The 6,557-nt window shown below is 52.0% G+C and carries 6 protein-coding genes; 4 read left to right on the top strand and 2 right to left on the bottom strand.

Going from position 1 to position 6,557, the window contains the following annotated elements:
- The first annotated feature begins 355 nt into the window (after window positions 1–355).
- The 4 genes from D8U82_RS09430 (at window position 356) to D8U82_RS09445 (ending at window position 4,046) form a co-directional block, all read left to right on the top strand.
- Window positions 356–1,180 carry an alpha/beta hydrolase gene (locus tag D8U82_RS09430; RefSeq protein ID WP_241668050.1) on the top strand — a complete coding sequence of 275 codons (825 nt, stop codon included), beginning with the start codon at window positions 356–358 and terminating at the stop codon, window positions 1,178–1,180.
- A 187-nt stretch (window positions 1,181–1,367) separates the two neighbouring features.
- A complete protein-coding gene (locus D8U82_RS09435) occupies window positions 1,368–1,592 on the top strand; it encodes a DUF2188 domain-containing protein (protein ID WP_130902101.1) in 225 nt (74 codons plus the stop codon).
- 146 nt (window positions 1,593–1,738) lie between these two features.
- The gene (locus tag D8U82_RS09440; RefSeq protein ID WP_241668051.1) at window positions 1,739–2,239 is read left to right on the top strand and encodes a hypothetical protein; all 501 of its coding nucleotides are present in this window, start codon (window positions 1,739–1,741) and stop codon (window positions 2,237–2,239) included.
- 295 nt (window positions 2,240–2,534) lie between these two features.
- Entirely contained in the window at window positions 2,535–4,046 is a 1,512-nt protein-coding gene (locus D8U82_RS09445; RefSeq protein WP_130902103.1) for a diguanylate cyclase, read from the top strand.
- A 573-nt stretch (window positions 4,047–4,619) separates the two neighbouring features.
- Here D8U82_RS09445 and D8U82_RS09450 read toward each other — a convergent pair.
- On the bottom strand, window positions 4,620–5,501 hold the full coding sequence (locus D8U82_RS09450; RefSeq protein WP_130902104.1) for a manganese catalase family protein: 882 nt from the start codon (window positions 5,499–5,501) through the stop codon (window positions 4,620–4,622).
- A gap of 186 nt (window positions 5,502–5,687) precedes the next feature.
- Entirely contained in the window at window positions 5,688–6,197 is a 510-nt protein-coding gene (locus tag D8U82_RS09455) for a DUF892 family protein (RefSeq protein WP_125926593.1), read from the bottom strand.
- Between the last annotated feature and the right edge of the window lie 360 nt (window positions 6,198–6,557).

Raw genomic sequence — 6,557 nt, forward strand, 5'->3', positions numbered from 1 at the left:
TTAGGATGTGTTGTCACAACAACAGATATTAGTGACCAACCCTCAGCGAGCTTAACGTTTACTTCATTGGTCGAAAGCGCTTCCATGATTTGCGTTGCCTCGGACATATGCATTTTGTATTTCTCAAGCTGAGGGGTTCAACTGTTAGGCGCCCGTCCCAAATGAGGGTTCCTCCACCTAAGACCGTGGCCCTGAATTGCGTGATCACCAAGCCTTTGAAATCCTTTATCAGAATGTGTTGGCATAGACAAAAATACCCAGATGTTAGGAGGACAGGCGGTGGTCGAACGCCACATAACTGCTCGTCTACACTGCTTCACCAATTACGGAGGAGGTGTCGATGCCGAGCCGAATGATGACCGTTAAAGACTTGCAGGTGAATGTCTCAATCGCCGGCCAAGGCCCTCCGCTACTCCTACTCAACGGTCTGGGAGGTTTGATCAAAACCTTCGATGCTCTGCGCAACGAACTAGGTGACTACACAACGATCACTTTGGATGTGCCTAGTGTCGGTAAATCGCAAATGCCCCGCTGGCCGATGCGATTGCCAAGTCATGCCGGTCTGATCGCCGAAATGCTCAAACAATTGGGTATCGACCATGTTGATGTATTTGGCGTGAGTTGGGGCGGTGCGTTGGCACAAGAGTTGACTCTTCGTCATCCCACCATGGTGCGGCGGCTTATTTTGGCGGCGACTTCAGCCGGCCCGGTTCTACTGGTGAAGCCCGCTGACATCCTGGAGTTCTTTAGAGGGAGCGGAGGCGCCAAACAGCGGAAACGAGATGGTTCAGTCAATTCGACACAGGCGCTGCTGCGTTTCGGTGTTGTAAAGCGAATGCTAACCGTACGCCTACGAACCTACCACCACCAGCTAACCGCTTTAGTGGGCTGGACAAGTCTGCTGCGGTTATCCCGTTTGCGTATACGCACGCTCATCCTCATAGGCGATCGTGACACCCTCGTGCAGCCATACAATGCGCATGTCCTGCGACGCTCAATTCCACAAGCCGAACTGCGCGTGCTCAAGGGCGAGGGGCATTTTTTCGTAGTGACCAGTGCCCGGCGAACTGCTGCCTTGATACGCGAATTTCTTTGTAGGCAGCAGAACGGTGAAGGCCCAGTGCCCGAGATCTCAAACCGCGCCAGAAAGCCACGCTTACAGCGAAACAAGACTGCTTAACCTCTGGCATGCCAAAGCTTTTCCTGTTTCGGAGCGGCTACAGCCCATGCTTCGGGTAGTTGCCCCCACGTCCCTCGAAAACTAGGGGATCTCCGTAAGCATCCATAATGCCGCCAATCCGTCCAAACTCTTCGAATCGCCTATGGTCAACCTGACAGGTATTAATCGTTATATCTGAGGTGAGCCAATGGATAACTATCACATCAAAAAAACGGAAAAACTTTGGGAGCTCGTCAAAGAGGGCGCGCAACGCGCCTCCATGACCGCATCCACCAAAGCAGAAATTACCGAGATAGCGAGCGAATTTCTTCAGGGCAAGACAGCCTCTCTCAAAATCCACAAAGAGGACGGCACGATCCAAGAGGAGCGCACATTTCCTCGGTCAGCAGATCCTAGAAAAACCAAAGGCTGAACGGCCTAATTGCCCAAGGAGGGGCAGTGCCCATTGCACCGGACTGCAGTGGACGCGGTTGACTATAGGGCTGGAGGCATGGCGAGTGAACTTCGTCTCAAACACAGGTGCTGACCATGGTAATTGCATGTCTAGGATGGGGATCATTGATCTGGAAACCGGGCACCTTACCGCTTGCGAGCGAGTGGTTTATGGACGGCCCTGTGTTGCCCATCGAGTTCGCGCGGGTCAGTGATAACGGAGACCTGACGACAGCCATCTGTGCGAACGCGCCTGGGTGCAAAGTGCTTTGGGCGGTATTGGATCTGGACAAGCTGGATGAGGCACGCGAGGCTCTTAGAATTCGGGAGGGGGTTCCTCAAGACCGGGAGGATGGCATCGGTAGTTTCGTGGTCGGTACGAACGCAGCGGGAATCATCGCTGAATGGGCGATTGCCCGCCGATTGGACGCGGTAGTTTGGACAGGACTGCCACCAAGATTCGGAGGCGTTGAGGGGCTCGTCCCCGCAGCCGAGGACGCTATTGCCTATCTCGCCGGCTTAAGCGGAGAAACACTTGAGAGCGCGCGCGACTACATCAAACAAGTGCCGTCGCAGATCGATACGCCTTACCGGCGCGAGATCATTTCTAGGATAGGGTGGCAGTGAACCGCGCTGAAGCCCGGAACGATCCCCGCCATCATGCCCACTCGTGGGTCTGCGGTACCCAGGACGGGAATCCTTCTACGATGAAGAAAGTGGGAGTCGTTGCCTTCGCGGTCTTCATTCATGAGTCTGTGCAGCATCCAGTCGTGTTGGTGTCAAACTGCGGTGGGATATGCGAAGAGCAACGCCTATTTGCGCAGATTTTCAGGGATTCCGGAGCTGCGGGTGAAGCGCTTTTATTTCGATGCCGGTATAAAAATTGCTCGCTTAAGCCCACCGCCAATTTGAAGACGTATATATGACGCTCTCCTTACCGATCTATGCAAGGCTGACACCTAGAGCCCTGTCCCTTTCGCTGATAGGCTTCATTCTTCTTGTTTGTTTATCGTTAATCCTTGCTACTGCTTGGCAGATTGTGCAGTCGTCCGGTGAGCGAGTAGACGCGGCCAAAATAACTGTTTCGAACATTGTACTTGCCGCTGAACAGCAGGCCCGTGACACGATGCTGCAGGCCGACAATACCTTGCGAGATCTTGCTGAGCGTGTGGCGCACGATGGAAGCGGCCCTGATCAGCAGGAGCGGTTGGCGAAGCTGATGGCCCGCCAAGTGAATGACATTGAAGGCGTTCAAGGTCTATTCATCTTCGATGCTCAAGGCAATTGGATGGCCAATTCGTTTTCCGAAGGTTTGCAAACCAAAAACAACGGCGACAGAGCTTACTTTCGATATCACCGTGAGCACGATGACCAGTCCATCCACGTTGGCTCGATAGTGGAAAGTCGAACGACAGGGGATATGGTGATCCCTATAAGTCGGCGTATCCAAAAAGCCGATGGAGCCTTTGCAGGGGTTGCGTTAGCCACGGTTCCGGTTTCATATTTTCAAAGCTTTTTCAAACGTATGGCCGTTGACGACGAAGGAGTTATTTTCCTAGCACTCGATAACGGCGAGCTCCTCGCACGACGCCCGACCGTCGCAGCATTGATGACGACCAATCTTTCAAAAGGTGAAATTTTTAGCCGGTACCTACCTCAGAGCGATAGCGGTACTGCAATAATCAAGTCCATTGTAGATGGTATTGAACGCATCTACGCCTATCGTCGCTTGGCTGGGCTGCCTATCGTCGCAGCAGCCGGAGTTTCGTATGAGCATGTATTTGCGCCATGGTGGTCATATGTTTACCAATCGGTTGCACTGGTAGGCTCCATCATATTGGCATTAGCGTTTTTAGGTAGCTTGCTATATCGGCAGATCCAACAGCTGATAATCGCAGAGCGCGAGCTCAAAGTAATCCGAAAAGAACTAGAGGTAATAGCCCATACAGATGGTCTCACTTCCCTAGCCAATAGAAGAAGTTTTGATTTGGCATTGGATAAAGAATGGAAGCGTGCCACGAGGAATCAGACATGCATCTCCTTGATCCTTCTGGATATAGATCTGTTTAAACAATATAATGACCATTATGGCCATCAAGGCGGCGATAATTGTCTTGTACGCGTATCGAACGTTCTTGCAGCCAGCGTCAATAGGCCAAGTGATATCGCGGCTCGCTACGGTGGGGAAGAATTTGTAATTCTACTTCCGGACACTGAACTTGCAGGTGCGGTCATGGTTGCAGAAAATATTAGAATGTCGCTTTTTAACGCAAAAGTTCAACATTCAGTGAGCCCATTAGGCGTTGTCACAATAAGCTCAGGTGTGGTCTCGACTTGCAAAACAGGGGAGGAGAATTACAAGGATTTTCTGCTCAAGGCTGACCGTTTACTTTACGCCGCGAAGTCAAAAGGACGCAATCGAGTAGAAAGTTAGAATGTTTACTGTGAGATCCAATTCCACCCCTGTACAGCTAGATTTCTTGGCGTACTCGGGTGGCGCGCCGGATCGTTGCTCTAAAACAATTTGCCTACGAACTTGGAAAAGATGATGAGCGTGCCGGCACAGAAAATTGCGCTACCGAACAGGAATGTAAGTCTGTGAGCATTAATGATTCCGACGTGAAATCCCGCATTCCTTGTAAACCTCATTTTTCGCCTCTCCTCGCTGTGGACAATCAGTCCCATACAATAGGGTGCTCTCACCGCCGTTAGACGGGTAACAGTTGCCGTCATTGCAAGTACGATCTCGTTAATTATAATCGTGAACTGGTTTCAGGGCCGCTCTTGCTCGCTAGATTATTAGGAATCAGCTTTCCCATCCCGAACGCATTAACTGCCATGCTCACCCTAAAACCTCGACAGGCCTGTCGGCAATCGTGTTCAAAGCCAGCGGAGGCAGCTTCTATCAAATTTTTGAAAAGGTCAGTTGTAAGCAAAGTTACTTTAACGTTTTTCATTTTGGTCATCTGAGGTTGTGGCGGCCCCGGTGCGGGGCCGCTGGACTGAGTTAGGCGTCTTTGCCTTGTACATACCCCGACCCAAGGTCGGCGCCCGTGACGGGTTCACTGAGCGGATCAGAGGCCGTGCGGGCCTTCATCGCTTCCAAGACTTCTACATCCTCGGCAGGCAGACTGACCGTCGCCAGCCCATCGCCTCCGTCGACCGCCGGCTCAGGATTTTCCACGTATTCCCAAGCACCGCCCTCGTTCCATGGGCCGCGTACGTTCGGCTCGCCCGACATGTTGAAATACTTGTTGGTGAATTCGGGCATGCCCGGAAGTTTGCCTTGCGGAAAGTTCGGCTGGATCGAATGCAGAGCTTTCTCGAACGATTGTTGATGGGCGATTTCTCGCGTCATAAGAAAGCCTAGTGCTTCTTTAACGCCCGGATCGTCGGTGACGTTGATCAGGCGCTCGTATAGGATTTTTGCGCGCGCTTCCGCCGCAATGTTAGAACGGAAATCGGCGGTAGGCTCTGTGATTGAATCGACGTATGCCGCCGTCCAAGGCACACCCGCAGAGTTCACAAGGGGAGCACCAGCGCCGTACAGCAGACTGGTGATGTGCGAGTCGTTGCCGTTACCGTTGATGGAACGATACAGTTCACCTTCCTCTTGCACGCCCTCCGCAAGCTGACCTTTGGCGCCTCGATTGAGCATGACAATGATCGAGCCCACAATTTCGAGGTGGCTTAATTCTTCTGTCGCAATATCCATCAAAAGGTCTTTACGACCCGGATCTTCTTCCGCCAATGCTTGGGTGAAATACCGCGCCGCCGCAGCAAGTTCGCCGTTAGCGCCGCCGAATTGCTCAAGAAGCAAGTTGGCCAGGCCCGGATTAGGCTCTGCCACACGAACGGTGTACTGAAGTCGCTTGTTATGTAAGAACATTTTGAATTTCCTCAGACTCGGCTTTAGGCGCGCTCGCCACTGCGGGCGATAGCGCGTGCATAAGTTGTGAGGTGTAGCGAACGTAGAAATTACTTTTTGGTGCTGCTATTCAAGACCAACGGTATAAGCTCAAGAGTTCAATAAAAATTGAACCGAGTGCGCAGTTCATATGACTGCGCAGTCAGTTTATTTTTTTGCTTCCAGGTTAGGATCCTCTGAGCGAACCAGAAATGCTTCCGTGATTTGTGGTAAATGTTCAAGTAACCATTCGGCCATCGCAACCTCTTGGGGAAGGATCTGCTCGCATGCAGCTTGAGTTTCAACGTCACCCGCCGCTTGTGCGGCTGCTATCAGTACCGTGTAAGTCGCTATTTCTACGTTTTCAAAGACGTAGCCAGCCATTGCCCCCTTAACCACTTCATCGCTCATCAACGAGCCGCCGGCTGCTTGTCCAAATGCCATGATCTTGCCCGTCATATCTTTGATAGTTGAAGAGCTACCACCAAGACGTGAGAGGCACTCGTCGATCAATTTCTGTTGGCCAAGGGTTTCTTCGATGTGCTGGTCGATCCGAGCTTTTAGTTCAGGGTAGTGCTCCAACCGCTTAGACTGAGCCTTGAGCATGTGTTCAGCCTGTTGCTCCATCGCGTGCGCGTCGCGCAGCCAGTCGAGTAGATTTTCTTGTCGCGTAGCCATGTTCTTCGCTCCATCATGGGTGGGTAGTGCAGTAGATAGCTCTGGAGGGAGAACAGTTCAGGAATTTTCGATTATCAGGACGGAGCGACGCCTCAGTTCCCATTGGCCAGCGGTTCGATACGACAATTGAGGTAGTGCTTTGGCTCGTATGGCTTGCAAAGGTGTTCGCCGATTTGTCCAAAAGCGTAGTAACAAAACGCTTAAGTCGATTTTCTCGATGGGCGGGTCAAATGAACGCCACGCAATTTATCGCGCGTCTGCTTCCCCTCTAAGCTCATCCGTCGCTGTGAAGAGAGCGGGGAAGGCATCCTTGATGTTGTCACGTGGTTATCCGAACAGTAGACCAAACCAGTGCATCAC

The sequence above is a fragment of the Pseudomonas sp. Sample_23 genome (assembly GCF_004307595.1).
Taxonomy (GTDB): domain Bacteria; phylum Pseudomonadota; class Gammaproteobacteria; order Pseudomonadales; family Pseudomonadaceae; genus Aquipseudomonas; species Aquipseudomonas atacamensis.